Origin of the sequence: Streptomyces chromofuscus (assembly GCF_015160875.1) — a bacterium.
Taxonomy (GTDB): Bacteria; Actinomycetota; Actinomycetes; order Streptomycetales; family Streptomycetaceae; genus Streptomyces; species Streptomyces chromofuscus.
In genome coordinates this window covers 2,877,162-2,901,423 of record NZ_CP063374.1, presented here as the reverse complement: position 1 = coordinate 2,901,423, position 24,262 = coordinate 2,877,162, and the positions used below count along the sequence as shown (strand labels likewise).

The 24,262-nt window shown below is 73.0% G+C and carries 20 protein-coding genes and 2 pseudogenes; 8 read left to right on the top strand and 14 right to left on the bottom strand.

The window, feature by feature from the left end:
* Window positions 1-7 precede the first annotated feature (7 nt).
* The 7 genes and pseudogenes from IPT68_RS13000 to IPT68_RS12965 all read right to left on the bottom strand — a co-directional run bounded on the left by IPT68_RS13000 (window position 8) and on the right by IPT68_RS12965 (window position 8,267).
* A complete protein-coding gene (locus IPT68_RS13000; protein WP_189698477.1) occupies window positions 8-1,024 on the bottom strand; it encodes a glutamate ABC transporter substrate-binding protein in 1,017 nt (338 codons plus the stop codon).
* Between the two features lie 14 nt (window positions 1,025-1,038).
* A complete protein-coding gene (locus IPT68_RS12995; RefSeq protein WP_189698476.1) occupies window positions 1,039-2,481 on the bottom strand; it encodes a hypothetical protein in 1,443 nt (480 codons plus the stop codon).
* A gap of 388 nt (window positions 2,482-2,869) precedes the next feature.
* Window positions 2,870-3,844 carry an N-acetylglucosamine kinase gene (locus IPT68_RS12990; protein ID WP_189698475.1) on the bottom strand — a complete coding sequence of 325 codons (975 nt, stop codon included), beginning with the start codon at window positions 3,842-3,844 and terminating at the stop codon, window positions 2,870-2,872.
* On the bottom strand, window positions 3,835-5,103 hold the full coding sequence (locus IPT68_RS12985; RefSeq protein ID WP_189698474.1) for a 6-phospho-beta-glucosidase: 1,269 nt from the start codon (window positions 5,101-5,103) through the stop codon (window positions 3,835-3,837). The genes IPT68_RS12990 and IPT68_RS12985 overlap by 10 nt, the downstream gene beginning before the upstream one ends.
* A gap of 8 nt (window positions 5,104-5,111) precedes the next feature.
* A pseudogene (locus tag IPT68_RS12980) lies at window positions 5,112-5,378 on the bottom strand (carbohydrate ABC transporter permease); the annotation flags it as partial.
* Window positions 5,379-5,464: 86 nt separating this feature from the next.
* Entirely contained in the window at window positions 5,465-6,895 is a 1,431-nt protein-coding gene (locus IPT68_RS34005; RefSeq protein WP_228040413.1) for an ROK family transcriptional regulator, read from the bottom strand.
* 259 nt (window positions 6,896-7,154) lie between these two features.
* Window positions 7,155-8,267 (bottom strand): mechanosensitive ion channel family protein, encoded by a 1,113-nt coding sequence (locus tag IPT68_RS12965; RefSeq protein WP_189698473.1) that lies wholly within the window; start codon window positions 8,265-8,267, stop codon window positions 7,155-7,157.
* Between the two features lie 342 nt (window positions 8,268-8,609).
* Between IPT68_RS12965 and IPT68_RS12960 the strand changes: the two genes are divergently transcribed.
* Window positions 8,610-9,146 (top strand): HNH endonuclease, encoded by a 537-nt coding sequence (locus IPT68_RS12960; protein ID WP_053763139.1) that lies wholly within the window; start codon window positions 8,610-8,612, stop codon window positions 9,144-9,146.
* A 211-nt stretch (window positions 9,147-9,357) separates the two neighbouring features.
* On the opposite strand, the gene IPT68_RS12955 is transcribed toward IPT68_RS12960, so the two are convergent.
* Genes IPT68_RS12955 through IPT68_RS12945 form a run of 3 tightly spaced genes read right to left on the bottom strand, consistent with a single transcriptional unit; the run spans window position 9,358 to window position 11,932 of the window.
* Window positions 9,358-10,719, bottom strand: a complete 1,362-nt coding sequence (locus IPT68_RS12955) for an ABC transporter permease (protein WP_189698472.1) — start codon at window positions 10,717-10,719, stop codon at window positions 9,358-9,360.
* A complete protein-coding gene (locus tag IPT68_RS12950; RefSeq protein WP_189698471.1) occupies window positions 10,716-11,402 on the bottom strand; it encodes an ABC transporter ATP-binding protein in 687 nt (228 codons plus the stop codon). The genes IPT68_RS12955 and IPT68_RS12950 overlap by 4 nt, the downstream gene beginning before the upstream one ends.
* Entirely contained in the window at window positions 11,399-11,932 is a 534-nt protein-coding gene (locus IPT68_RS12945; RefSeq protein ID WP_189698470.1) for a PadR family transcriptional regulator, read from the bottom strand. Before IPT68_RS12945 ends, IPT68_RS12950 begins: the two co-directional genes overlap by 4 nt.
* 253 nt (window positions 11,933-12,185) lie before the next feature.
* Between IPT68_RS12945 and IPT68_RS12940 the strand changes: the two genes are divergently transcribed.
* From IPT68_RS12940 to IPT68_RS12930, 3 genes are all read left to right on the top strand, one after another.
* Complete coding sequence (locus IPT68_RS12940) at window positions 12,186-12,512, top strand: hypothetical protein (RefSeq protein ID WP_189698519.1); 327 nt, start codon at window positions 12,186-12,188, stop codon at window positions 12,510-12,512.
* A 77-nt stretch (window positions 12,513-12,589) separates the two neighbouring features.
* On the top strand, window positions 12,590-14,737 hold the full coding sequence (gene malQ, locus IPT68_RS12935) for a 4-alpha-glucanotransferase (protein WP_189698469.1): 2,148 nt from the start codon (window positions 12,590-12,592) through the stop codon (window positions 14,735-14,737).
* A 134-nt stretch (window positions 14,738-14,871) separates the two neighbouring features.
* Window positions 14,872-15,147 carry a hypothetical protein gene (locus tag IPT68_RS12930; RefSeq protein ID WP_189698517.1) on the top strand — a complete coding sequence of 92 codons (276 nt, stop codon included), beginning with the start codon at window positions 14,872-14,874 and terminating at the stop codon, window positions 15,145-15,147.
* 173 nt (window positions 15,148-15,320) lie between these two features.
* On the opposite strand, the gene IPT68_RS12925 is transcribed toward IPT68_RS12930, so the two are convergent.
* On the bottom strand, window positions 15,321-15,911 hold the full coding sequence (locus IPT68_RS12925) for a TetR/AcrR family transcriptional regulator (protein ID WP_189698468.1): 591 nt from the start codon (window positions 15,909-15,911) through the stop codon (window positions 15,321-15,323).
* Window positions 15,912-16,495: 584 nt separating this feature from the next.
* Between IPT68_RS12925 and IPT68_RS12920 the strand changes: the two genes are divergently transcribed.
* The gene (locus IPT68_RS12920) at window positions 16,496-17,992 is read left to right on the top strand and encodes an FAD-dependent monooxygenase (protein WP_189698516.1); all 1,497 of its coding nucleotides are present in this window, start codon (window positions 16,496-16,498) and stop codon (window positions 17,990-17,992) included.
* Between the two features lie 5 nt (window positions 17,993-17,997).
* Here IPT68_RS12920 and IPT68_RS12915 read toward each other — a convergent pair.
* Window positions 17,998-18,156, bottom strand: a pseudogene (locus tag IPT68_RS12915) (MarR family transcriptional regulator); the annotation flags it as partial.
* Between the two features lie 265 nt (window positions 18,157-18,421).
* Window positions 18,422-21,040: an aminopeptidase N gene (gene pepN, locus IPT68_RS12910; protein WP_189698467.1), complete on the bottom strand. Its 2,619-nt coding sequence runs from the start codon at window positions 21,038-21,040 to the stop codon at window positions 18,422-18,424.
* A 112-nt stretch (window positions 21,041-21,152) separates the two neighbouring features.
* Between pepN and IPT68_RS12905 the strand changes: the two genes are divergently transcribed.
* Entirely contained in the window at window positions 21,153-21,623 is a 471-nt protein-coding gene (locus IPT68_RS12905; RefSeq protein ID WP_189698466.1) for a DUF1203 domain-containing protein, read from the top strand.
* Window positions 21,624-21,701: 78 nt separating this feature from the next.
* On the opposite strand, the gene IPT68_RS12900 is transcribed toward IPT68_RS12905, so the two are convergent.
* A complete protein-coding gene (locus IPT68_RS12900; RefSeq protein ID WP_189698465.1) occupies window positions 21,702-22,730 on the bottom strand; it encodes an aspartate-semialdehyde dehydrogenase in 1,029 nt (342 codons plus the stop codon).
* Between the two features lie 238 nt (window positions 22,731-22,968).
* Between IPT68_RS12900 and IPT68_RS12895 the strand changes: the two genes are divergently transcribed.
* Together IPT68_RS12895 and IPT68_RS12890 are read left to right on the top strand one after the other, a co-directional pair.
* Window positions 22,969-23,514, top strand: a complete 546-nt coding sequence (locus IPT68_RS12895; protein ID WP_373300587.1) for an RNA polymerase sigma factor — start codon at window positions 22,969-22,971, stop codon at window positions 23,512-23,514.
* 1 nt (window position 23,515) lies between these two features.
* Entirely contained in the window at window positions 23,516-24,232 is a 717-nt protein-coding gene (locus tag IPT68_RS12890; RefSeq protein WP_228040411.1) for a hypothetical protein, read from the top strand.
* Window positions 24,233-24,262: the final 30 nt, after the last annotated feature.

Here is a 24,262-nt window from a genome sequence, read left to right as displayed (position 1 = left end):
CGGCCGGTCACCTGTAGCGCGGAGTCGGCGGGGTCGCCGACTCCGAGTCCCTACCCAGCGTCGGGGAGAGCCACTTGTCGTACGAGGCCTTCCAGCCGCCGTCCGCGCGGTAGTCCGCCAGTATGCGGTTGACCCGGCGTACCAGATCGTCGGCGTCCTTCTTCATCGCCACGCCGTAGTACTCCGTGGTGAAGCGGTCGCCCTTCAGTTCCACCGTCGGGTCCTGCGCGGCCTGGCTGGCGGCGAGCGCGCCGTCCGTCACCACCGCGTCCACCTCGCCCAGTTGCAGCCTGACCAGGCAGTCGAGCTGGTTCGGGACGGTGGTGGAGATGTCGGTGGAGGCGGGCAGCCTGCCGGACTTCCTGTCCGCCGCCAGGTTGTCGTAGGCCGTCGAGCCCACCGCCGAGCAGATCCGCTTGCCCGCGAGGGTTTTGTCGTAGCCCGTGATCGTGGAGGTGTTGGGTGCGAGGACCTGTTGGCCGGTCAGGAAGTACGGGGCGGAGAAGGCGACGTCCTCCAGCCGGGTGCAGGTGATGGTCATGGTGCGCACCACCATGTCGACCTGGCCGCTCTGGATCGCGGGGACGCGCTGGTTGGTGGGGATGGCCTTGAAGCGGATCCGGTCCGGGTCGCCGAGCAGCTCCTGGGCTATCCGGCGGGCCAGGTCGATGTCGAATCCCTCCAGCTCGACCGTCTCGTCGGTGCTGTTGGGGTCGCGGTAGCCCCAGCGGTAGCTGTTCTGGTCGACGCCGACCGCGACGTAGCCGCGCTGCTTGATGGCCTCGATCGTGGCGCCGTCGGCGTTCGACGGGGGCAGGCTCTGGTCCTGGGGGTCCTCGCACGCCTCGGCCCTGGCCTGCCGGCCGTCGGCCACGCCCGGGCCGCCGAGTCCCGTGCTGCCGTCGCCCCGCGGCTGGGTGTGCGGCAGCAGCAGCACGAAGGCCACGGCGAGGGCACAGACGACCGCCATCGCGCCCACGCCGCCCCAGCCCCTCAGGCTGGCCCGCAAGCGTCGTGCATGCATCCTCACGCCCCCTTTCACCGGTACTCCGAAAGCCTGCGGCCGATGCCCAGCACCGCGCCCGCCGCGCCCAGCACCGCGAGGGCGGCCGCGCCGGCCGGCAGGCCGGTCATCGCGTCCCGGCCGTCGCCCGCGGCCTGCTCGAACTCCAGCGTCTCGTGCTCCAGTGCGATCTCCAGGCTGCGGTCGACGTTGTCGAAGCACTCGCCGGTCGGCTCGTCGCTCCGGGAGCCGATGATCTTGCTGAGCGCCGCCTGGTAGTCACCCGCGTCGTCGGCGTCGCGGGCCTGCTGGTGCCGCTGCTTCCACACGTCCATGCTCTCGGCGGCCGTCCGCACGGGCCGCGTGCCCGCCTGGTCGTCGGCGAGCTCCTCGGCGGCGTCGAGACCGGCGGCGAGGTCCCTCATCGACGCCTGGTGGGCCACGTCGAACTTGTCCTTGAACTTGCCGCCCACCTCGACCGTTTCCGCGCCCCGGCTGACCAGCGTGAGGTTCTCGTTGCCGCGTGCCTTGAGGGAGGCGATGCGTGCGTCGTGCAGGACCGTCAGGGAGCGGACGCCGTGGTCGTAGGAGTCGTTCAGGCCGGCGCGGGCCAGGCTGTGGCCGACGACCAGCCACAGCAGGACCACCGTCGTGGCGGCCGTGGCGGCGACCAGGCCGTGGTTCAGGACGCGGTTGGTCCGCAGGTAGGTGCGGTGCTGCGCCCAGGCCAGGGCGGCCAGGGCGAGCACGCCGAGGGCGATCGCCGTCCACGGGTACGGCGTGGCGTCCGCGTAGTCGCCGCGCAGCCGCTCGTTCTCCGTCGTGTAGAGGTCCTCCGCCGCCGGGAGCATCTTCGTCTGCATCGTGTCGTTCGCGTACCGCAGGTAGGCGCCGCCGAGCGGGAAGCCCTGGCGGTTGTTGGCGCGGGCGCGCTCGATGAGGCCCTTGTACTGCGGCAGGAGCCGGTTGAGCTCGGTGATCGTCTCGGCGGAACGGGAGCCCGGCTCGGAGTTGTTGGCCGCGAGGACGAGCTTCTCGGCGGCTGTGCGGATGTCCTTCTCGTAGCGTTCGCGGGACGCCTTCGTCTCCTGGCCGCCGGCCAGGAAGCCGCTGGAGGCGGCGGTGTTGGCGTCGGCCAGGGAGCGGTAGATGTCGGCCGCGGCGGAGCTGAGGGGCTGGCTGTTGTTCAGCACGTCGTCGGCGGCGGCCGCCCGGTCGGTGGCCTGCCAGGCGGTGACGGCGCCGAAGGCCACGACCAGCAGGGCGATGAGCGCGCCGATGATGCGCAGCCGTCCCGGCTCGGTGGTCGCGGCGGCCCGCAACCGGTCCACGCCCTCGGCGAACGCCGTACGGCGCGGCGGGGCGACGGCGGGCGGTGCCGGCCCCGAGGCGGGGGGTGCGGGACGGGACTGCTGAGGCGGCACGGTGGGCGCGCCCGCTACCGGTGGTGCCGCGCTGCCCTTCGGCGGTTGTGTCACTCCTGACCTCCCCCATGGTCATCCGTCGCCGCAAGTATCGCCGCAGGGACCGACATCCGCACCGGCCTTGCCTGGATCTTGCTCGGATCGCAGCGCGGCGACACGCGTCCTCCCGGCGACGCGAGGCGCCCGCACCACCCCCTTCCCATGAATACGCCGGTGGAATCGGTTCGGTTCCCGGGTGACGGGCGCGCGCCCCGACCACGGCCGGCGGAACGAGCCGCCGGCCCCCGGCAGCTCACACGGCCGCCGGAGCCGGGCGTACCGCCCACGGAGCAGGGGTACGCCCGGTGAGCGAACCGCCGAGCCGGCCGCACGGCCGCGCAGTCCTCGAGGCAGGCGGTACGCCCGGTGAGCGAACCGCACGCCGCCTGCGCCGCACGCCGGCTCAGCCCTCGAAGTGGCCGCGCACCCGCTCCCGTACCCCCGCCTCCACCAGTCCCAGCCGGTCCAGCCCCAGCAGCGCCGCTCCCAGCACCGGAGGAGCCGTCACCACTTGAGGCACCGCCTTCGGGGCGCGTGCCGCCAGCAGGTCCCGTACGCGATCGTCGAGCTGGGGGTGCCGCGCCGCGAGGACGCTGCCCCCGAGCAGCACCGGCGTCTCCTCGTCGAGCAGGTCCAGCCGGGTCAGGGCGACCGTCGCCATGACGACGACCTCCTCGGCGAGCCGGTCGACCAGCGTGCGGGCCACCGGGTCGCCGTCGGCGGCCGTGGCGAACAGCACCGGCGCCAGTTCGTGCCGCCGGTGCCGCGGGAACCGCTCCAGGTGCAGTGCCTCGATCAGCGCGTACATCGAGTCGAGCCCGAAGTGCGCGGGCAGGGTCCGCGCCAGCTCCGTCGGCCCGCCGCGCCCGTCCTCCGCGCGGGCCGCGTGGTAGAGCGCCTCCTCGGCCAGCCCCCAACCGCCGCCCCAGTCACCGGACATGCGCCCGATCGCCGGGAAACGCGCGGTGCGCCCGTCGGGCCGCATCCCGACGCAGTTGATGCCCGCCCCGCAGACCACCGCGACGCCGCGCGGCTCGGTCACCCCGGCCCGCAGGATCGCGAAGGTGTCGTTGCGGACCTCGACGGTGGCCCCCCACGCACGCGCGTGCAGCGCGTCGGTCAGCTGTTCCTCCTCCACCGGGAAGTCGGCGTTGGCGAGACAGGCCGAGACGTGCGTGACGGAGGTGACGCCGGCCGCGGCGAAGGCCCGCTCCACCGCCTCGGCGAGGACGTCCGTCGCCGCCTCGACCCCCACGGCCGGCGGCCGGAACCCGCCGCCGCGCGCGGCGGCGAGCACGCTCCCGTCGGCCGCCACCACCGCGACGTCCGTCTTGCTGTTGCCCGCGTCGACGGCGAGGACACGTGTGGTCAGGCCCACGCCAGGTGCTCCCGGTTGTGTGCGATCAGCTGGTCGGTGAGGGTATCGGCGTACGCGTACTGCCCGATGAGGGGATGCGCGAGCAGGGCCCTGAACACCCGCTCCCGCCCGCCGCGCAGGGCCGCGTCCAGTGCCAGGTCCTCGTAGGCCGTCACGTTCGCCATCAGGCCCGCGTACAGCGGGTCCACCGCGGCGACCGGCAGCGGTCGCGGATCGCCCGTCGCGCCCACCGCCGCCTGCACCTCGATCACCGCGTCGTCCGGCAGGAACGGCAACGTGCCCCTGTTGTACGTGTTCACCACCTGGTACGGGCTTCCCGCACCGCCCAGCAGCGCCGCCGCCAGGTCCACGGCCGCCTCCGAGTAGTAGGCGCCGCCCCGCTTGGCCAGCAGCTCCGGCTTCTCGTCGAGCGCCGGATCGCCGTACATCCGCAGCAGCTCCTTCTCCATGGCCGCCACTTCCTCGGCCCGCGAGGGCCTGCCGCGCTGATCGCGGACGACCTCGTCGTGCGCGTAGTAGTAGCGCAGGTAGTACGACGGGACCACGCCGAGGCGGTCCAGCAGCTCGCGCGGCAGGCGCAGGTCCGCGGCGATCGTGTCGCCGTGCTCCTCGAGCAGCTTGGGCAGGACGTCCTCGCCCTCGGGACCGCCCACGCGGACGCCCGTCTCCCATGAGAGATGGTTCAGGCCCACGTGGTCGAGGTGGACGTCGGCCGGGGCGACACCGAGCAGCGCCGCGAACCTGCGCTGCAGGCCGATCGCCACGTTGCACAGCCCGACCGCCCGGTGCCCGGCCTGCAGCAGGGCGCGGGTGACGATGCCGACGGGGTTGGTGAAGTCGATGATCCAGGCGTCCGGACTGGTACGCCGTACCCGCTCGGCGATGTCCAGGACCACCGGCACCGTGCGCAGCGCCTTCGCCAGGCCACCCGCGCCGGTCGTCTCCTGCCCGACGCAGCCGCAGTCCAGGGGCCAGGTCTCGTCCTGCTGCCGGGCCGCCTGCCCGCCGACGCGCAGCTGGAGCAGCACCGCGTCGGCGCCCTCGACACCGGCGTCCAGGTCGGACGTCGTCACCACCCGGCCGCCGTGTCCCTGCCGGGCGAGGATCCGCCGGGCCAGGCCGCCCACCAGCTCCAGGCGGTCGGCCGCCGGATCGACGAGGACCAGCTCCTCGACGGGCAGTGTGTCCCTCAAACGGGCGAAGCCGTCGACGAGTTCGGGGGTGTAGGTCGAGCCGCCGCCGACCACGGTGAGTTTCATACGTCCAGTCAACCCTTCACTTCGGTGAGTGTGACGCCCTCGACGAACGCCTTCTGGGTGAAGAAGAACACGAGGATGACGGGGGCCATGACCAGCACGGTCGCGGCCATGGTGAGGTTCCAGTCGGTGTGGTGCGCGCCCTTGAACGACTCCAGACCGTAGGACAGCGTCCAGGCGCCCGGGTTCTCGGAGGCGTGGATCTGCGGGCCGAAGTAGTCGTTCCACGCGTAGAAGAACTGGAAAAGGGCCACGGCGGCCACGCCCGGCTTCGCCACGGCCGCTTTTCGGGGCGTTCCGGGCATGGCGAGACCTCCCAGGGCAGGGGCGGGGACGGGAACGAGGGCGGTGTGCGGACTGCTGCTCAGCGCGAGGTGTCGAAGACCTCGTCGCGGGTGGTGACCAGGGCGCTCTCCAACGCGCCGCGCAGGACGGGGTGTTCGCGTACGTCACCGATGACGAGCCGGGGCCGGGCCGCCGCCAGTTCCCCCAACTCGGCCTGTACGAGCGCCCGCAGCGTCTCGCCGCCGGAGGTGAGGGAGGTGCCGCTGAGGACGACGAGTTCGGGGTCGAGCACGGAGACGAGCGAGGCGAGACCGGTGGCGAGGCGTGTGGCGTACGTGTGGAGGAGGTGGCGGTGGGGGTCGCCGCCGGCCCGGGGGGTGGCCGGGTCGACGGCGGGGCCAGGGTCGGAGGGGGAACCGGGGCCAGGGCCGGAGGGGGAACCGGGGCCGGCGTCGGAGGGGGAACCGGGGCCGGAGGCCTCACCGGAGCCTGCGAGGGCGTCGGAGGCCGTGCCGGTGTCGGCGGGGGCCGTGCGGCGGCCCGACGTGCCGTCGGCTCGGTAGTCGCGGCGTCCCGCGTCGTCGTACGCCTCCGCCGCGCGGGCCAGCAGTGCGGCGGCCACCTCGGTGTAGGGGCCCGAGGGGATGTCCGGGACGCCGAGGTCGCGGGCCAGTGCGGGGACGGCCTGGGAGCCGGCCAGCTCCTGGTAGCCGCCGCTGTTGGCCTTGGTGACCTGGCGGACCAGCGGCGCGCCGGGGACGGGCAGGAAGCCGACCTCGCCCGCCCCGCCGGTCCAGCCGCGGTGCAGCCGCCCGCCGAGGACCAGGGCGGCGCCGAGGCCGCCCTCGTTCCACAGCAGCACGAAGTCGTCGTGCCCGCGCGCCGCGCCCAGCCGCTGCTCGGCGAGGGCGACGAGGTTGACGTCGTTCTCGTACTCCACCGGCATCGGCAGCGCGGCGGCGAGTTCGTCCAGGAGGGTGGGGGAGTGCCAGCCCGGCAGATGCGAGGCGTAGCGCAGCCGGCCGGTGTTGGGGTCGAAGGCGCCGGGCGTGCCGATGACGAGCCGCCGGATGTCGTCCCTGGTCAGCCCGGCCGCCTTCACCGCCCCGTCGAGGGCGTCGGTGACCTGGCGCACGACGGGCTGGGCCGGGCGTCTGCCGGGGGTGCGGACCTCGTACGTGCCGACGGTGCGGCCGGTGATGTCGGCGACGGCGGCGAGGACCCGCTCGGGGGTGACGTCGAGGCCGGCGGCGTGGGCGGCGGCCGGGTTCAGGGCGTAGAGCTGGGCGTTCGGCCCGGGGCGTCCCTCGCTGGTCCCGGTCACCAGCACGAGCCCGGCGGCCTCGAGGCGGGCCAGCAGCTGGGATGCGGTCGGCTTGGACAGGCCGGTGAGCTTGCCGATCCGGGTGCGGGACAGGGGACCGTGCTCCAGCAGCAGGTCGAGGGCGGCGCGGTCGTTCATGGCGCGCAGGACGCGCGGAGTGCCCGGGGTGCCTGCGGTTCCTGCCATGCGTTCTCCACCCGCCTTTCGCCCGCTCAGCCTGGCAGTGGGCCGGAAGCCACGTCCATCCCGACCGCTGTTAGGAAGGTTTCCTGTCGGCTGGCAGGAACGTAGGCCCGACGGGAAGCGGGCGTCAAGAGCGAACGCCCCCGCGGCGACGGAGTCGTCGGGCGCGGGGGCGGAGTCGTCGGGCGCGGGGGTGGCCGGTCAGGGGACGTCGGTCGTCCGGAGAAGGGCTCCCGCCTCACGGGCGCGCGGAGCCGTTCCGCTACTTCGTGGTGCTCGTCGGGGGCGCGAGCGGCGACGCGGCGGCCGCCTGCGGGGACGCGGTGTTCGAGTACACCGAGGGCGCCGCCATCCCCGCCGTCGGGTCGGCGGGCTCCTGCTCGTGCTGGATCGGCAGCCCGCCGACGATGCGGATGCCCTCCTGGTCGAAGCGGCGCTTGATGCGCCAGCGGAGTTCGCGTTCGATCGTGAGGGCCTTGCCCGGCATCGTCCTGGCGGAGACGCGGACGACCATGGAGTCCAGCAGGACGCTGTCGAGGCCGAGGGTCTCGATCGGGCCCCAGAGCATCTCGTTCCAGGGCTCCTCCCTGCTCATCGCGTCGCCGACCTCGGTGAGCACGGCCTTGACGTGGTCGAGGTCCTCGGAGGGGCGCACGGTGACGTCGACGCCGGCCGTGGCCCAGCCCTGGGAGAGGTTGCCGACGCGCTTGACCTCGCCGTTGCGGACGTACCAGATCTCGCCGTTGTCGCCGCGCAGCTTGGTGACGCGCAGGCCGACCTCGATGACCTCGCCGGACGCCACGCCGACGTCGATCGAGTCGCCGACGCCGTACTGGTCCTCGAGGATCATGAACACGCCGGACAGGAAGTCCGTGACGAGGTTGCGGGCGCCGAAACCGATCGCCACGCCCGCCACACCGGCCGACGCGAGGAGCGGCGCCAGGTTGATCTGGAAGGTGGCCAGGATCATCAGGGCGGCCGTGCCGAGAATGACGAAGCTCGCCACCGAGCGCAGCACCGAGCCGATCGCCTGGGAGCGCTGGCGGCGGCGCTCCACGTTCACCAGCAGGCCGCCGATCGCCGTGCCGTCCACCGCCTGCACGGTGCGGTTCATGCGGTCTATCAGCTTGGTGATCGCCCGCCGCACCACCACCCGCAGCACCGCCGCGATCACCACGATCAGCAGCACGCGCAGCCCGATCGCCAGCCACGTCGACCAGTTCTCCTCCACCCAGCCGGCGGCGTTCGTGGCGCTCTGCTGGGCGTCCTGGAACGTGGGCACGGACGGGGTCGTCTCCGACGGGGACGGGGACGGCGACGGTCCGGCGGCCGGCGGGACGAGCAAGGACGACACGACGGGTACCTCCAGGTGCAACGGCCCGCCCCCGGCGCGGCGGTCAGGTGCGAGGTCACGAACAGGTCACCGGACGGGCGGAGCAACCACACTATCGGGGCATCGTGTGGGGATCGTTGCGATGTTCGAGGGAGAGACGGTGTCCGCCGGGGGATGTACAGATCAGACGAACAGCAGGTGAGACGAACAGTCCGACGAGGAGGGGGAGGAAGTGGTCGGGAGCCTGGGGAGGAAGCCGATGTGGTCGAAAACACTCCCAGCCCGTTACCGGGACATGGTGGCGCTTTCACCAGGCATGAGGGGAGACTGACTGCAGATCGTCCCGGCGCGAGCCACGCGCCGCCGGCGTACAAGGAGGCATCCGTGCCGCATGTCCTGGTCCTCAACGCGTCGTACGAGCCGCTCGGCGTCGTACCGCTCCGCCGCGCGCTCGTCCTCGTCCTCGAGAACAAGGCCGTATGCCTCGAGGAGTCCGGCGCCTATCTGCACAGCGCGACCGTCACAGTCCCCGCACCCAGCGTGGTCCGGCTCAAGCGTTTCGTCCGGGTTCCCTATCGGGGGCCCGTTCCTCTGACCCGCCGGGCGCTGTTCGCCCGTGACGGGGGCCGGTGCATGTACTGCGGTGGCGTCGCAACCAGCGTCGACCACGTCATCCCGCGCTCGCGCGGGGGCAAGCACGTCTGGGACAACGTGGTGGCGTCCTGCCGCCGCTGCAACCATGTGAAGGCCGACCGTCATCTCGGTGAGATCGGCTGGCGACTGCGCCACAAACCCGCCCCACCCACCGGCCTGGCCTGGCGCATCATCGGGACCGGCCATAGGGACCCGCGCTGGTTGCCGTACTTGCAGCCGTACGGCGCGGACGACGCCTTGGCCCGGATCGACGGCATTTCCGCCTGACGATCCGGGCTTTTGCATGTCCCGCTCATCCCGTGGGGAGGGCGTGTCCGGCCCCGAGGGAGGCGCGTGCCTCCCGAGGGGCGTTCGCCCGCACGGGACCGGGGAGACCCCGTCCACTCCGGTCCCTCGGACCCGCGTGCCCCGACGCGTACCTCAGCTCGGCCGGCCGCACGGAACCGGGAGACCCCGTCCACCCCGGTCCCGCGTGCCCTTACGCGTACCTCAGCTCGGCCGGCCGCACCGACCGGCGCAGCAGCGGCAGCGAAGTGGCCGCCGCCAGCAGGCACGCGCCGTACACCCCGGCCGGGACCAGCAGCGCCGCCCACGGCGGTGAGCCGCCGCCGGCCAGGCCGGCGTATCCGGTGCCGACGACCATGCCGCCGATGCCCGCCGCAAGCATCGCCGACGCCAGCGGCAGGGCGGTCTCCAGCAGCAGTGCCCGGCCCAGCACCGCCTGCGGCACCCCGGTGGCGGTCTGCGCGGCCAGGCCGCGGCGCCGGGCGGCGAGCGACTCGGCGGTGCCGACGGCGAGCGCCGACAGCGCGATGAACAGGGCCACGGCGATCGCGGCGGCGGTCAGGTCGAGACCGGTGGTGTAGAAGGCGCGGTGCGCGGCCAGGTGCTGCCGGTGGTCGAGCACCGCGAGCAGCACCTGCCGGACGCCCATGAACGCCGTACCGACGATCGTCACCAGCAGCACGGCGGCATGCGTACGGGCCGCCGCCCAGGGGTCGTCGCGCAGGCGCTCCGCCGCGATCAGCACCGCCGGCCGGTCGGTCCGGGAGGCGAGAAAGGCACCCGTGAGCCGGGCCGAGGCGCCGGACAGCCAGATCGCACCCACCCCGGTGAGCAGGACGGCGAAGAACACCGCCGACGGCATCTGCGCCGGTCCCAAGGGCTCGCTCTCTGCCGAGGCCACAGCGGCGAGCAGCAGCAGCGCGAGCGCCGGAACCGCCACCAGGAACACGCGCCCCGGCCGGGGCGTGGTCCGCACCCGGCGCACCCGGCCCAGCGGCGAGGCGATCACCCGCCGCAACGCCGACGCGCTCACCAGCGCCCCCAGCGCCGGCACGGCCGTCGCGGCCACGGCGAACCCGGCCCAGACGGTGACCGGCGGCCGCTGCCACACCCCCAGCAGAACCACGACGGAGGTCAGTGTCGCCGCCACCGACCCGGCCAGACAGGCGAGCCCCGCCTCCAGCGCCGCGATCCGCCGCACCTGCCCCGGTGCGGCCCCCGCGAGGCGCAGCCCGGCCAGCCTGCGGTCCCGGTGCACGGCTCCGACCCGGGAGCACTGCCCGAGGAACCCGAGCACGGGGATCAGCAGCATCACCAGCGCGACGACGACCCCCGCCCGTTCCTCGGGCTGGTTCAGCAGGCCGCCGCCGAAGCCGACGGAGTACTGCCCCTCCAGCGCCGCGACGGCCACGGCGGTCAGTGCGAAGCCGGTGGCCTGCGCAGCGCCGGCCACGGTGAGCCCGACCCGCCACCACTCCCGCCGGTCGGAACCACGGGTGAGCAGCCAGGCCAGCCGCAGGTCGGACCTCGGGCCGCCGGTGTCCGTCCTCCTCACGCCGTCACCCCCACCGGTGCCACGGCCCCGTCGCTCAGCCGGACCTCGCGGTCGGCATACGCCGCGACCTGGGCGTCGTGCGTGATCAGCAGGACGGACGTGCCGGTCGCGCGGGCCGTGTGCGCGAGCGCCGACATCACCTGTTCGCTCGCCAGCGAGTCCAGCGCGCCCGTCGGCTCGTCCGCGAAGACCACCCTGGGCCCGGTGACCAGCGCACGCGCCAGCGACGCCCGCTGGGCCTGCCCGCCGCTCAGCTCGCCCGGCCGCAGCTCCCCCTGCGCGCGCGCCCCGAACCGCTCCAGCCACTCCCCGGCCCGCTCCCGCGCCTCCTTCCGCCCGGCCCCGCCGAGCATCAGCGGCAGGGCCACGTTGTCGAGGGCGGTCAGCTCGGGAATCAGCTGCCCGAACTGGAACACCACCCCGAACTCCGTCCGTCTCAGCTCGCTCAGCCGCCGCTCCGGCAGCCGGTCGACGCGTTCGCCGCCGTACGACACCGAACCCCCGTCGGGCCGGACGATCCCCGCCAGGCAGTGCAGCAGCGTCGACTTCCCGCTGCCGCTGGCGCCGGTCACGGCGAGGATCTCGCCGGAGCGCAGCTGGACCGAGGCGCCCCGCAGGGCCTCGGTCCTGCCGTGCGCCTTGGTGAGGTCACGGGCCGCGAGCAGCGGCTCTGGGTTGCTCATGCTGAGTCGACCTCCGCGGTCAGGGTGGTGAGCCGGGCCGCCGTGGTCGTCATCCAGCGGAGGTCGGCGTCGAGGTGGTTGAGGGCGTAGTCCGCCGAGAGCACGGTCGTCAGATCCGCGCCGGGGCCGGTCTTGACCGCCGTGAGCTGCCGCATGCGCTCCATGTGGGCGGCCCGCTGGGCGCGCAGATACGCCTCCGGATCACCGCCGGTCAGGATCGAGACGACGACCTTGGCGAAGATCTCGTTGGTCACGAAGGGCGCGGGCGGCGCGATCTCGCCCGCCCAGCGCGCCAGTTCTTGTGTCCCGTCCGCCGTGCTGCGGTACAGCGTGCGCTCGGGACCCCCGTCGGCGTCGGTGCCGTCGACCTCGGCCAGTCCGTCGCGGACCAGTCGTTGCAGGGTCGTGTACACCTGCCCGTAGGCCAGCGGACGGGCCTGCGGGAAGCGTTCGTCGTGCCGTCGCTTGAGGTCGTAGCCGTGGCTGGGACCGGCAGCGAGCAGCCCGAGCAGGATGTGGCGGGTGCTCATGCGGATCATTATGTACTCAGTACATGTACTGAGTGAATAGCTGTCAGGGGATGGAGCCCGCCGTCCATGGAAGGGAGTGCCAACGAGAGTGGCCGCTGCGCGCCGTTTCGCCGCAACCCGGAGAGAGCGTGTGCGGACGGAATGTGACGAGAAGGACCTTCTTCGCCGTGTGGGCGTCTGGCCCGGCGCTCACTGGGTAGGGCTGCGATGACCACGCGACTCGACGCGACCTCGACTCGACAAGGAGGCTCCCGTGGCCGCATCGGCACACCTTCTGCTGTCCGCCCTCGCCGACGACACGCCCCGCTCCGAGGCAGCCCGCTCCAAACGCCCGTCCCCGCCCGGGGACACGGCCCGCTCCAAACGGACGCCGTTCCCGCGGCAGGCGAAGGCGTCCGCCGACCGGGACGCGGCCGGGGCGGATCCGGCCGACCCGGATCTCGCGCACGTGTGTGTCTTCAGCGCGGAAGGCGCCTGTACGGAGGCCCCGCTGACCAGCGAACCGCCACTGCCCGACGCCGAACCCCTCACCAGCGAGCCACCGCTCGCCGCCCCGGACGCCGACTCCACGCGGCCCTAAATGACCGCACCCCGGCCGCCGATCCTGCGAGGCCGTGGCTGACCGTGCCCCTGGACACCGATCCCGCGAGGTCGTAGATGACCGCACCCCGGCCGGGTGAAGCTCCCGGCGAAGACCTGTGCCGGCTCGCCGAGTCGTACGGCGTCGCCCCCTCCTACAGCCCCTCCCCGGACCGTACGATCGCCGCCTCGGCCGCCGCGCTCGTCCGGACCCTGGCCGCACTCGGCGTCGACGCGAGCACGCCCGAGGCCACGCGCGCCGCGCTCGCCGCCCGCCGCGCGGAACTGCGGGAGCGACTGCTGCCGCCGACCCTCGTGTGCTGGGGCGGCACCGCTCCGGCCGCCCTCGCCGCCCTGCCCGAGGGCACCCGGCTGCGTATCGAGACCGAGCAGGGCGAGACCCGCGACCGTGCCGAGGACCTCCCGCCCGGTGTGCACCGCCTCGCCGTCACCGCACCCGACGGCCGGAGCGCCGACGCCCACCTGATCGCCGCGCCGCCCCGGCTGCCGACGCCGGCGGCACGCTCGTACGGACTCCTGGTCCAGCTCTATTCCCTCCTGTCCCGACGCTCCTGGGGCATGGGCGACCTCGGCGACCTCGACGACCTCACCGCCTGGGCGGGCCGCTCCCTCGGCGCCGGATTCATCCAGGTCAACCCGTTGCACGCGGCCGTGCCCGGCGTCCCCACCGACCCCTCCCCGTACCGTCCTTCCTCCCGCCGCTTCCCCGATCCGGTGCACCTGCGCGTCGAGGCCGTCCCCGAGTACGCCTACGCCGACGACCGCGAGCGGGTGCGCGCACTGGCCGAGCGGGCCGACCGGCTGCGGGAGTCGGTGCTGGAGAAGGGCGCGCTGATCGACCGGGACGCGGTGTGGGAGCTGAAGCGGGAAGCGCTGGAACTCCTGGCGGAGGTCCCCCTGGGCCCCGGCAGACGCGCCGCCTACTGCGACTACCTCGCCGAACAGGGCGAGGCGCTGGAGGACCACGCCACCTGGTGCGCGCTGGCCGAGGTGCACGGCTCCGACTGGCACCTTTGGCCCGAGGGTCTGCGGGACCCGCGGTCGGCCGAGACCGCCCGTGCCCGGCGCGAGCTGATGGACCGCGTCGACTTCCACTCCCGTCTCGCCTGGCTGACCGATGCCCAGCTCACCGCCGCGCAGCGCACCGCACGGGAGGCCGGGATGCCGGTCGGGATCGTGCACGACCTCGCCGTCGGCGTGCATCCGCGAGGCGCCGACGCGTGGGCGCAGCAGCGGTACTTCGCCGCCGGGATGTCCGTCGGCGCCCCGCCGGACGCCTTCAACGCACGCGGCCAGGACTGGGGTCTGCCGCCGTGGCGCCCGGACCGGCTGGCCGAGTCGGGGTACGCGCCCTTCCGGGGGCTGCTGCGCGGCCTGTTCCGCTACGCGGGCGCGCTGCGCATCGACCATGTGATGGGCCTGTTCCGGCTCTGGTGGGTGCCGCTGGGGCTGCCGCCGACGGAGGGGACGTACGTCCGGTACGACGCCCAGGCCATGCTCGCCGTGCTGGTGCTGGAGGCCTCCCGGGCCGGGGCGATGGTGATCGGCGAGGACCTGGGGACCGTGGAGCCGGGGGTACGGGAGGCGCTGCGCGAGCGGGGGGTGTTCGGCACGTCGGTGCTGTGGTTCGAGCGGGACTGGGACGGCGACGGCCGCCCCCTGCCGCCCGACCGGTGGCGCTCCGACTGCCTCGCCACGGCAACCACCCACGACCTGCCGCCCACCGCGGCCCGGCTGACCGGCGAGCACGTCGAACTCCGCGACCGGCTCGGCCTGCTCACCAGGCCCTTGGACGCGGAACGCACCGAAGCCGCCGCCGACACGGGCGAATGGCTGACCCTCCTGGCCCGGCTCGGCCTGCTGCGCGGCACGGGTGGCGGCCTCGGCGCGGGGGAGGAGGAGGCCGAGGTGCAGGCCGTCCACCGCTACCTGCTGCGCACGCCGGCCCGGATGATCGGTGTGTGGCTGCCGGACGGGGTGGGGGACCGTCGGCCCCAGAACCTGCCGGGGACGTGGGACGAGTACCCGAACTGGCGCTTGCCGATCGCGGACGCCGCCGGGCGGCCGGTGACGCTTGAGGGGCTGGCGGCTTCCGTGCGGTTGCGGCGGCTGGTGGAGGTGTTGCGGGAGGACGGGGCTGGGGGCGGGGGCGATGGCGGCGGTGGCGATGGCGGCGGCGGTCGCGAGGGGGCGAGGCGTAGGTGAGGTCGGGGGTCCGCACCCTTCACGGCACCCCGGACACCCTTTACGGCACCCCGGACACCCTTTACGGCACCCCGGACACCCTTTACGGCACCCCGGACACGCGACGCCACCCGGCGTTCGGTACTTTTGGCACCGTGGACAAGAAGAACGCCCTGCGCGCCGGCGCCCTGGCTGCCGGTACGACGCTGATGATGCTGCTCATGTCGTCCCCCGCGCTCGCGCTGACGCGTGACGACGGCGACGACCCCGGCACGGGCCTGAGCGTCATCGAGACGCTGGGTTGGTTCGTGATTGCCCCGATCGCGATCTTCGCGGTGATCGCGGGCCTGGTGATGGTGCTGGACAAGTCCCACAAGGAGAAGGACACGACCACCTCCAACATCAGGACCGAGGCCGACGCGAAGGCCTGACGCCTTCCGCCCGAGCTCACCGCGCACCTGTGAGGGCGCCGTTCCCGTCGTACGTCGACGGGGCCGGCGCCTTCGGCATGTCCGGGCGACGGCGACGGCGACGGCAGCGACGGTGAGGGAGCCGGGGCCGGGGTTCGATTGGGGTTGGGTTCGGTGTCGGGCTCGGCCGGGCGTCAAGGGCTCGGTGCGGTGAGGTAACGCTGGAGGGTGGGCGCCAGCCACGCCACGATCTCCTGACGGACGAGCGCCGTCGTGGGCGGGAACCGCAGCACGTAACGGGTGAGCGCCATCCCCAGCACCTGCGTCGCACAGAGCGCGGCCCGCGTCGGCACCTGCTCGGGATCGGGACAGACCTTCTGGGCGATCGGCAGCAACTGGTTCCGGAAGATCTGCTGCATCCGCTCGGCCCCGGCCTGATTGGTCGCGCCGACCCGCAGCAGGGCGGTCAGCACCTCGTTGTCCTCCCACATGTCGAGGAAGTGCGAGACGAGGGCACGGCCAACCTCGGCGCGGGGGACGGCGTCCAGGTCGGGGAGCTTCAGATCCACGGCGACGGCGGCCGCGAAGAGGCCCTCCTTGTTGCCGTAGTAGCGCATGACCATCGACGGGTCGATGTTCGCGTCCTTGGCGATCGCCCGGATGGTGGCGCGCTCGTATCCGTCGGTGGCGAAGCGCTCGCGGGCCGCGTCGAGGATCGCGGTGCGGGTGGCGTCGGAGCGGCGGGGGGCGGGGGAAGCCGTGGGGGTGGGGGAGGCGTCTGACATGCCAACGAGTGTAGGCCAACGACTGTAGGCGAACCAGTGCCGGTCAACGGCTATGCGTAATCCGGGCCGGTCGGGTGGTTGGCGGGAGGGCCGACCGGGTGACTGGTCGGGGAGCTGGGGTCGATGATGCGCGCCAGCGCTCCCGCTCCGGCGCCCCGCCGCCGAAGCAGGCCTACATGCGTCGGTCAATGCCTGTTGGCCTACATCCGTCGGCCAACAGGCATCGGCCATGAGCTGCCGACCAATACGTGTCGGTCAACATGCGTAGGCCCAGTGCGCCGCTGGCCAACAGATGTTGGCCAGCGGCTGTTGGCCAACAGGCGTTGGTCAATAGGCGTCGGCCAGCGAGCGTCGGTCAACGGGCGTCGGTCAGCGAGCGTCGGTCAACGGGCGGCGGCCGGCACTCGCCGACCAGCAGGCGTGTGCCGCCACCTGTGGACCAGTGGCGCGTCGTCACACCCCCCACGCCGATCAACCCATGCAAGCCAACAGCTGTAGGCCAACACCCGTTGACGCCCCACCTCCTCCGTGCCTACCATTGCCAACAAGCGTTGACCAACGTCCGTTGGCACCAGGAGGCCACCATGAACGGCACCGGCAACACCCCCGACGCCCCCCGCACCTCCGACGCCCCCCGCACCTCCGCATCCCCCCGCTCCGTCATCGTCGTCGGCTCCGGCCCCACAGGCCTGCTCCTGGCCGGTGACCTCGCCCACGCCGGCGTCCCCGTCACCCTCCTGGAGAGGCGCCCGTACGGCATCAGCAACCTCTCCCGCGCCTTTGGCGTCCACGCCCGCACCCTGGAGCAGCTCGACGCCCGCGGCCTCGCCGACCCGCTCATCGCCACCGGCGGCACCCTCACCGAACTGCGCCTCTTCCGCCGCCTCTCGCTGGACCTGACCACGCTTCCCTCCCGCTTCCCGTTCCTGCTGATCACCCCGCAGTACGAGGTGGAGCGCCTGCTGGAGCGGCGGGCGCGTGAACTCGGTGTGGAGTTCGCGTACGAGAGCGAGGTCGTCGGCCTGCGCCAGGACCGCACTGGCGTCGATGTCGACGTCCGGAGCGCCGACGGTACGGTCGTCACCCGCCGCGCGGCGTACGTCGTCGGAGCGGACGGTCACCGCAGCGCCGTCCGGCAGGCGGTCGGCCTGCCCTTCCCCGGCGTCTCCGTCATCAAGTCGCTCTTCCTCGCGGACGTCCGGCTCGCCGAGAAGCCCGAGACCGTGCTCACCGTCAACGGCGCGGGCGACGCCTTCGCGATGATCGCGAGCTTCGGCGACGGCTGGTACCGCGTCATGGGCTGGAACCGCCGTCACGAGGTCGCCGACGACGCCCCGCTCGACCTCGACGAGGTCAAGGAGGTCACCCGCCGCGCCCTGGGCACCGACTACGGCATGCACGACGCCCGCTGGCTGTCCCGCTTCCACAGCGACGAGCGTCAGGCGCCGCGGTACCGGGTCGGCCGGGTCTTCCTCGCCGGCGACGCCGCGCACATCCACTCGCCGGCCGGCGGTCAGGGAATGAACACCGGGCTTCAGGACGCGGCCAATCTCGGCTGGAAGCTCGCCGCCGCCGTGCAGGGCTGGGCGCCCGAGGGCCTGCTGGACACCTACGAGGCCGAGCGCCACCCGGTCGGCAAGGCGGTCCTGCGCAGCAGTGGGGGACTGGTCCGTCTGGCCCGGGCGCAGAGCCCCGTCCTGCGCGCCGTCCGCGCCGTGTTCTCGGCCTTCGTCGACGCGGTCGGCCCCGCCCGTCGCAAGGCCATCGCCCAGGTCACCGGTATCGGCTACCGCTACCCGGCACCTCGTGGCTCCCACCGCCTCACCGGCACCCGCGCCCTCGACGCCTCCCTCGACACCGGGCGTCTCTACGAGTCCCTCCGCTCCGGGCGCCACCTGCTGATCACCCCGGACTCCCACGAGCCCCCGGCCACGCCCCGCGCCGACCGCCTGACGGTGGCCCACTGGACGACGCCCCGCCGCACCACCGTCCTCGTGCGCCCCGACGGCTACATCGCCTGGGCCGCCGACGCCGCCACGCCCGAGACGATCGAGGCGGCCCTGTCGGCCCACCTGGGATGAGCGTCCTACGCCTGCCCCTCGTGCGCCCCCGTCAGCAACGCCCTCAACAGGTCGGCCAGTTGGTCGGCCTGTTGGGCCGTGAGGGCGGAGAGGGCCTCGGTCTGGACCGCCAGGCCGGCGCCCACTGCCTCCTCGATGAGGCGCAGGCCCTGGTCGGTGAGTGATGCGATGGACCTGACGGGTGCACCGCTGGAACGGTAGATCCGACGGGGTGATCAGCGACCAGCGAAGGGACCTCCGTGGCCGAAGCCCCCGACGGACTCTCCAGCACCACGGCCCGCAGCTCGGCCACCGCCTCGACGTCCGCCCCCGACGCCGGCCGAAGCTCTCAGTCGCCCATGATCGCCACGCTGTCGCGCGCTCCATGCGAAGGGGCGCCCCCCGAGCCGAGCTCGTCGGGCGCCCCTGGCGGTGGGCGGACAGGTGGTCCTATCCCTGGGCCCCCGCCGCCGCGTCCGCGGCCTGTGCGCGCAGCGCGCGCTCGATGCCGGCGCGTGACTCCGACACCAGCCGCCGCAGCGCCGCGTTCGGCTCGGCGGCCGACAGCCAGGCGTCCGTCTTGGCCAGGGTCTCCTCGGAGACCTGCACCGTCGGGTACAGCCCGACCGCGATCTGCTGGGCCATCTCGTGCGAGCGGGAGTCCCAGACGGTCTTCACCGACTCGAAGTACTTGTCGGTGTACGGCGCGAGCAGCTCCCGCTGGTCCGTCTGGACGAAGCCACCGATGACCGCCTCCTGGACGGCGTTCGGAAGCTTGTCGGACTCGACCACCGAGGCCCAGGCCTCCGCCTTGGCCTCCGGTGTCGGGCGGGCGGCGCGGGCGGTGGCGGCGTGGCGTTCGCCGGCCGCCGTCTTGTCGCGCTCGTACTCGCTCGCGATCTCCGCCTCGTCGAACCGGCCCACGGCCGCGAGCCGCTGGACGAACGCCCAGCGCAGCTCGGTGTCCACCACCAGCCCCTGCACCGTCTGCGAGCCGTCGAGCAGCGCCTCCAGCAGATCCAGCTGCTCCGGCGTACGGGCGGTGGCCACGAAGGCCCGCGCCCAGGCCAGCTGGTGGTCGCCGCCCGGCTCGGCGGAGCGCAGGTGCGCCAGCGTGGCGTCCGTCCAGCGGGTCAGCAGCGTCTCGCGGGCGGCCGGGTCGGCGTACAGGTCGATCGCCAGCTTCACCTGCCGCTGGAGCGACTGCACCAGGCCGATGTCCGACTCCTTGCCGATGCCGGACAGCACGAGGGACAGGTAGTCACGGGTGGCGAGTTCCGCGTCGCGCGTCATGTCCCACGCCGACGCCCAGCACAGCGCGCGCGGCAGCGACGACTCGAAGTCGCCGAGGTGGTCGGTGACGAAGGCCAGCGACTGCTCGTCGAGGCGGACCTTCGCGTACGACAGGTCGTCGTCGTTGAGCAGGACGACGTTCGGACGCTGCCGCCCGACCAGCTGCGGTACGGCCGTCAGCTCGCCGTCGACGTCGAGCTCGACGCGTTCCTCGCGCACCAGCTTCCCGGCGTCGTGGTCCATCTCGTACAGCCCGACCGCGATCCGGTGCGGCCGCAGCGTCGGCTCGCCCTTCGCGCCCGTCGGCAGCGCCGGCGCCTCCTGCCGGATCGCGAAGGAGGTGATGACGCCGTCCGCGTCCGTCTCGATCTCCGGGCGCAGGATGTTGATCCCGGCCGTCTCCAGCCACAGCTGCGACCAGGTCCTCAGGTCCCGCCCGGAGGTCTCCTCCAGTGCGGTCAGCAGGTCGATCAGCCGGGTGTTGCCGTACGCGTGCCGCTTGAAGTAGGTCTGCACGCCGCGGAAGAACTCGTCCTCCCCGACGTAGGCGACGAGCTGCTTCAGCACGGACGCGCCCTTGGCGTAGGTGATGCCGTCGAAGTTGACCAGCACGTCGTCCAGGTCGCGGATCTCCGCCATGATCGGGTGCGTGGACGGCAGCTGGTCCTGGCGGTACGCCCAGGTCTTCATGGAGTTCGCGAACGTCGTCCACGCGTGCGGCCAGCGCGACGCGGGGGCCGCGGCCTGGCAGGCGATGGACGTGTACGTGGCGAACGACTCGTTCAGCCACAGGTCGTTCCACCACTCCATGGTGACGAGGTCGCCGAACCACATGTGGGCCAGCTCGTGCAGGATGGTCTCGGCGCGCATCTCGTACGCGGCGTCCGTCACCTTCGAGCGGAAGACGTACTGGTCGCGGATGGTCACCGCACCCGCGTTCTCCATCGCGCCCGCGTTGAACTCCGGCACGAACAGCTGGTCGTACTTCTCGAAGGGGTACGCGTAGTCGAACTTCTCCTGGAACCAGTCGAAGCCCTGCCGGGTCACCTCGAAGATGGCGTCCGAGTCGAGGTACTCCGCGAGGGACGGACGGCAGTAGATGCCGAGCGGGACGGACCGCCCGTCCTTCTCGTAGACGCTGTGCACGCTGTGGTACGGGCCGACGATCAGGGCCGTGATGTACGTCGAGATGCGCGGCGTCGGCTCGAAGACCCAGACGTTGTCCTGCGGCTCGGGCGTGGGCGAGTTGGAGATGACGGTCCAGCCCTCGGGGGCCCGCACGGTGAACTGGAAGGTCGCCTTCAGGTCCGGCTGCTCGAACGAGGCGAACACGCGGCGGGCGTCCGGCACCTCGAACTGGGTGTACAGGTAGGCCTGGTCGTCGACCGGGTCGACGAACTTGTGCAGGCCCTCGCCGGTGTTGGTGTACGCGCAGTCGGCGGCCACCCGCAGCACGTTCCGGCCCTCCAAAAGGCCGTGCAGGGCGATCCGCGAGTCCTTGAAGACCGCCGCGGGGTCGAGCGGGTCGCCGTTGAGCGTGATCTCGTGAACCGCCGGCGCCACCAGGTCGATGAAGGACTCGGCGCCTCCCCCACTCCCGGCTTCGCTCGAGCGGGAGGGGCCCCCGTCCGCGACGTCGAAGCGCACCGTCGTCACGGACCGGAAGGTGTCGCCCTCCTGCGCCCCGGAGAGGTCGAGCTCGACCTCGTAGGAGTCAACGGTGAGCAGCTTCGCCCGCTGCTGCGCCTCTTCGCGAGTCAGGTTTGTGCCAGGCACGCGGTCATCTCCTCGTCATGTGTCAGTTCCGCCATCCTTCCACGGGACCAGCACCGAACGCGATGTCCGTTCACCGCCGGTGGACGGGGCGGTCACGCGCGAGTCTGGGTGCATGACGAGGTACTGCGCACGAGCCGTCGAACCGACGGTCCTGAAGGAGCTGCGTTCGGCCGACGACGCGGGACGGGAGACGGTTCCCGTGACGGACGAGGAGGGCGGGGCGCCGCTGCGCTGCTGCCTGCGCCGCAGCCGGCCGGGCGAGCGGATCGCGCTCGTCTCCTACGCCCCCCTGCGGCGCTGGGCGGCGGAGACGGGGGCGGACCCGGGGGCCTACGACGAACAGGGCCCGGTCTTCATCCATGCGGGGGAGTGCCCGGGGCCGCGAGGGGGCGGCCTGCCCTTCACCGACTCGCACCGCACGCTGCGCCGCTACTCGGCCGAGGGACGCATCCTGGGCGGACGGCTGGTGGAGGCGGGCTTCGAGGCGGTGCTCGCGGACGCCTTCGACGACCCGGAGGTGGCGCTCGTCCACGTCCGGGCCGTCGAGTACGGCTGCTTCCTCTACGAGGTGCGCAGGCCCTGACGACAGGCCCGGACGTCAGGCCTGTAGTCAGACCGCGCAGTCAGGCCCTGACCTGCGCCCCGATCCGAACGGCAGTCCCTAGCCGGCGGCCTTGGCCGACAGCTCCGCCGCCACCAGCTCGGCGATCTGCACCGCGTTCAGCGCCGCGCCCTTGCGCAGGTTGTCGTTGGAGACGAACAGCGCCAGGCCGTTGTCCACCGTCTCGTCGCGGCGGATGCGGCCGACGTACGACGGGTCCTGACCGGCCGCCTGCAGCGGGGTAGGGACGTCGGTCAGGGCCACGCCGGGGGCGCCCGCCAGCAGCTCCTTGGCCCGCTCGACGCTGATCGGACGGGCGAAACGGGCGTTGACCTGGAGCGAGTGGCCGGTGAAGACCGGGACGCGGACACAGGTGCCGGAGACCTTCAGCTCGGGGATGTCCAGGATCTTGCGGGACTCGTTGCGGAGCTTCTGCTCCTCGTCGGTCTCGTTCAGGCCGTCGTCGACGATCGAGCCGGCCAGTGGCAGCACGTTGTACGCGATCGGCGCGACGTACTTGCTCGGGGCCGGGAACTCCGCCGCCGAGCCGTCGTGCGTCAGCTTCGGCGCGTCCTCGCCGACCTTCTTGACCTGCTCGAACAGCTCGTCGACGCCTGCGAGGCCGGAGCCGGACACCGCCTGGTAGGTGGCGACGACGAGGGCTTCGAGCCCCGCCTCCTCGTGCAGCGGCTTCAGCACCGGCATCGCGGCCATCGTCGTGCAGTTCGGGTTGGCGATGATGCCCTTGGGGCGGCTCGCGATCGCGTGCGGGTTGACCTCCGACACCACGAGGGGCACGTCCGGGTCCCGACGCCACGCGGAGGAATTGTCGATCACGACCGCGCCCTGCCCGGCGACCTTCTCGGCCAGCGCCTTGGAGGTCGCGCCGCCCGCGGAGAACAGCACGATGTCCAGGCCGGTGTAGTCGGCCGTGGCCGCGTCCTCCACCGTCACGCCGTCCAGGACCGTCCCCGCCGAACGGGCCGAGGCGAACAGCCGCAGCTCCGTCACCGGGAAGTCGCGCTCCGTGAGGATCCTGCGCATGACCGTGCCGACCTGACCGGTGGCTCCGACGATTCCGACCCTCACGACGACTCCTTTGCGTGGCTTGCGGCGCGCCCCTTCCCTGACCGGGGCATTTCCATCATGCGGGGCACCGGGGCCCCTGTGTCCAATCCTTTGGGCTTGTGCCCGCCTGGTGGGACGGGACCGCTAGGACGTATGCCACTGACGGCGGCCCCTGAAGCGGGTCGAACGTTTCCGGCCCGGACGGGCCGAACGTTTCGGCCCGTCCGGGCGTCATAGGGGAAACGCGGCGAGGAGAGGGGTGGCTGTGCTGCGCAGAAAGGCGCACCGCGGCCAGGGGGGCGACGGACACCGTGATGTCGCGGATCCCCTGGACGCGGCCCAGGAGCGCCGGGTGCGGGCGGTGCTCGCGCTCGGCGGAGTGCCGCAGGCGGACCTGCCGGACGGGGTGCAGCAGGTCCGTCTGCGGCTGCTGGAACGGGCGGCCGGCGGCCGGGAGGCCCCGCGGGACGTCTCCGCGTGGGCGGCGGTCGTCGCCTCCAACCTCGCCATGGACTGGCACCGCGCCAAACGCCGGCAGGAGCGCCTCGGCGAGCGCCTGGCCGCGCTCCACCAGCCCGCCCACGCCTCCGGCGAGGACACCAGCCTGCTGTCCCTCGCGGTCGCCCAGGGCCTGGACGAGCTGCCCGACGCCCAGCGTCAGGTCCTCGTCCTGCGGTTCTACGCCGATCTGCCGGTGCGTTCCATAGCCGAGGAGCTCGGCGTCCCGGAGGGCACGGTCAAGAGCAGGCTGCACACGGCGGTACGGGCTCTGCGGGCCCGCCTGCACGAGGACGAGGTGGTGTGAGGTGACCGTCGACCGTGACGGGCGGGGTGGCTTCGACCGCGACCCGCTGATGGCCGCCGTCACCGGCGAGCCGCTGCCCGAGGCGGCTCGCGCCGACGCCGTCCTGCTGGCCGAATACCGGTCCGCCGAGACCGATGTCGCCGTGCTGCGCAAGCAACTGGAGATCATCGCGGACGCCTTGGCCGACCCCGCTCCCCACCCGGCCCCGGCGCCGCCGCGGCCCCGGTCCCGGTACCGGCCGCTGCGCCTCGCCCTGAACGGCCTCGCCGCCGCCGTTGCCGGCACCGTGCTGGTGGGCCTGGGTTGGCTGGTCGTCCGGGCCACGGACGGCGCGGCGGACATCACCGCTGGGACGGGGGCCGACAAAGCCCAGCAGGATGCCAAGGCCGGCGGCCCCTTCGGCTCCCCCGACTTCCTGGCCTGCGCGCGCCTGGTGGCCGAGGGCGAGGTGACCGGCACCCGGCCCGTCCCCGGCACCGGCCAGGAACGCGTCACGCTGCAGGTGAGCCGCTCCTACATCCCCGCGAGGAGCGAGGCCGAGGTCACGTTCGTGATCCCCGCCGCGGCCGGCCTCGACGAGGGACAGCGGGCACTCGTCGCGATCCGCCGGGGCAGCGCGTCGCCCGAGGAGTGGCTCGTCGGCGAGGAGGCCATCGCCGCCGAGCGCCCGCTGCTTCTGCAGACGTTGCCGCGGGCGCGCACCACACCCTGCCCATGAGGAAGGGGCGGGCGCCCGCACGGACGCCCG